This window comes from Spirillospora sp. NPDC047418 (assembly GCF_040643275.1).
Lineage (GTDB): Bacteria > Actinomycetota > Actinomycetes > Streptosporangiales > Streptosporangiaceae > Spirillospora.
In genome coordinates, this window is record NZ_JBEYTW010000199.1 from 1 (window position 1) to 1,927 (window position 1,927).

Below are 1,927 nucleotides of genomic sequence, written 5' to 3' on the forward strand. Positions count from 1 at the left end.
TGGTGCGCCCAGCATGGGCGATTGCTTGGGGGTGAAAGTCCCCTGGAGGAAGAGGTGGTGCTAACTCCGAGCCGGAGGCAAGGGCGTCGTTGTGAGGCGGGGTCTGGAGGAAGCCCGAGGCGAATCCCTGCACCGAGGGACACGAACCGCGTATGAGGCGCGGCGATCTGGGTGAGCCTGCCATGGAAGGTGAAGCCCGTCACCGCCGATAGGGTCGTTGCGTAGACGCGGCGGGCGCAGGGGGAAGGTGATCGTTCTTACCTGGGGAGATCTGCCGGGGTGTCGGTTGTGCTGTCGTTGTCGCCGCGCCGACGGGTCTGGGCCGTGAGGTCGGGGGTCTGACCTGGCAGAAGTCAGCAGAGGTCGTAGTACCGGTGAGGGGAACGGACAATCAGCCGGGAAGGGCCGAACGTCGAGTAGAGCGGAAGAATCGGGTTGCTCGTGCCGGTCGCTTTGATCGCAGCCATCCCGCGTGAGGCGGGCCCGCCGCTGGGAGGGGCCGGTGAATCCCGGTGAGTACCAGTGCGGAGCGTAGCGGCAGGTCGGCGCGCCTTGAGGACGCCGTGATCCCGGGGCTGGAGGAGTCGTTGTGGGAGCGGATGCTGTCACCGGCCAACCTGTCCGGGGCGTTGAGGCGTGTGGAGGCCAACAAGGGCGCGTCTGGTGTGGACGGCATGACCACGGACGAGCTTCGTCCGTGGCTGCGGGAGCATTGGGTGGGTGTCCGGGAGGCTTTGGACGCGGGTTCGTACCGGCCGTCGCCGGTCCGCCGGGTGGTGATCCCCAAGCCCGGGGGGCGTGGTGAACGCATGCTGGGGGTGCCCACTGTGCTGGACCGGCTGGTCCAGCAGGCCATCGCGCAGGTGCTGACGCCGATCTTCGATCCGGGGTTTTCGGGTTCGTCGTTCGGGTTCCGTCCGGGCCGGTCCGCTCATCAGGCGGTCAAGGTCGCGCGGCGGGCCATCGCCGACGGGCACCGCTGGGTCGTGGACGTCGATCTTGAACGGTTCTTCGATCGGGTCAACTTCGATGTGCTCATGGCGCGGGTGGCGCGCAAGGTCACTGACCGCAAGGTCCTCAAGCTCATCCGGGCGTATCTGGAAGCCGGGGTGATGGTCGACGGAATCATTCAGGCCAGTGAAGAGGGGACCCCGCAGGGGTCGCCGCTGTCGCCGGTCTTGTCGAACATCATGCTGGACGACCTGGACCGGGAGCTATGGGCGCGCGGTCACCGGTTCGTGCGTTACGCCGATGACATCCGTGTCTTCGTGCGCAGCAGGCGAGCCGCTCATCGGGTCCTCGATTCGGTCACGGCCGCGGTCGAGGGGCGGTTGAAACTCAAGGTGAACCGGGAGAAGTCCTCGGTCCGGCACGCGCGGGAAGCGACGCTGCTGGGCTTTGGGTTCTACTTCACCCGCTCCGGGGTGGGCATCCGGGTCGACCCGAAGGCGATCGAACGCCTCAAGGGCCGTATCCGGGAGCTGACCAGCCGGAGATGGAGCGTGTCGATGCCCTGCAGGATCGACAAGCTCAACGCGTTCATCCGCGGGTGGATGGCCTACTTCAAGCTCGCTGAGCTGTCTCACCGGCTCCGTGAGCTGGACAAGTGGCTGTATCGCCGGATGCGGCAGATCCGCTGGAAGGAATGGAAACGCTACTCGGCCAAACGCCGTAACCTGCGCAAGCTCGGCATCCCCGACCGCAAAGCGGCCGAATGGGGCGCCAGCAGCAAGGGGTACTGGCGCATCGCCGGGTCGGCCGTCCTCCAACGGTCATTGCCCGCCGCCTACTGGGGCGACCTTGGCCTGCTGGGGCTGCAAGCCACCTGGCGCAGGCTCAGATCAACGGCTTGACGAACCGCCGGATGCGGGCCCGCATGTCCGGTGGTGTGAGAGGAGGGCCGGGCGACCCGGCCCTCCTACTCGAT

At 67.0% G+C, this 1,927-nt stretch carries 1 protein-coding gene; it reads left to right on the forward strand.

Going from position 1 to position 1,927, the window contains the following annotated elements:
- Positions 1–563: 563 nt before the first annotated feature.
- Entirely contained in the window at positions 564–1,853 is a 1,290-nt protein-coding gene (gene ltrA / locus ABZ806_RS45005; RefSeq protein ID WP_500226122.1) for a group II intron reverse transcriptase/maturase, read from the forward strand.
- The last annotated feature ends 74 nt before the right edge of the window (positions 1,854–1,927 follow it).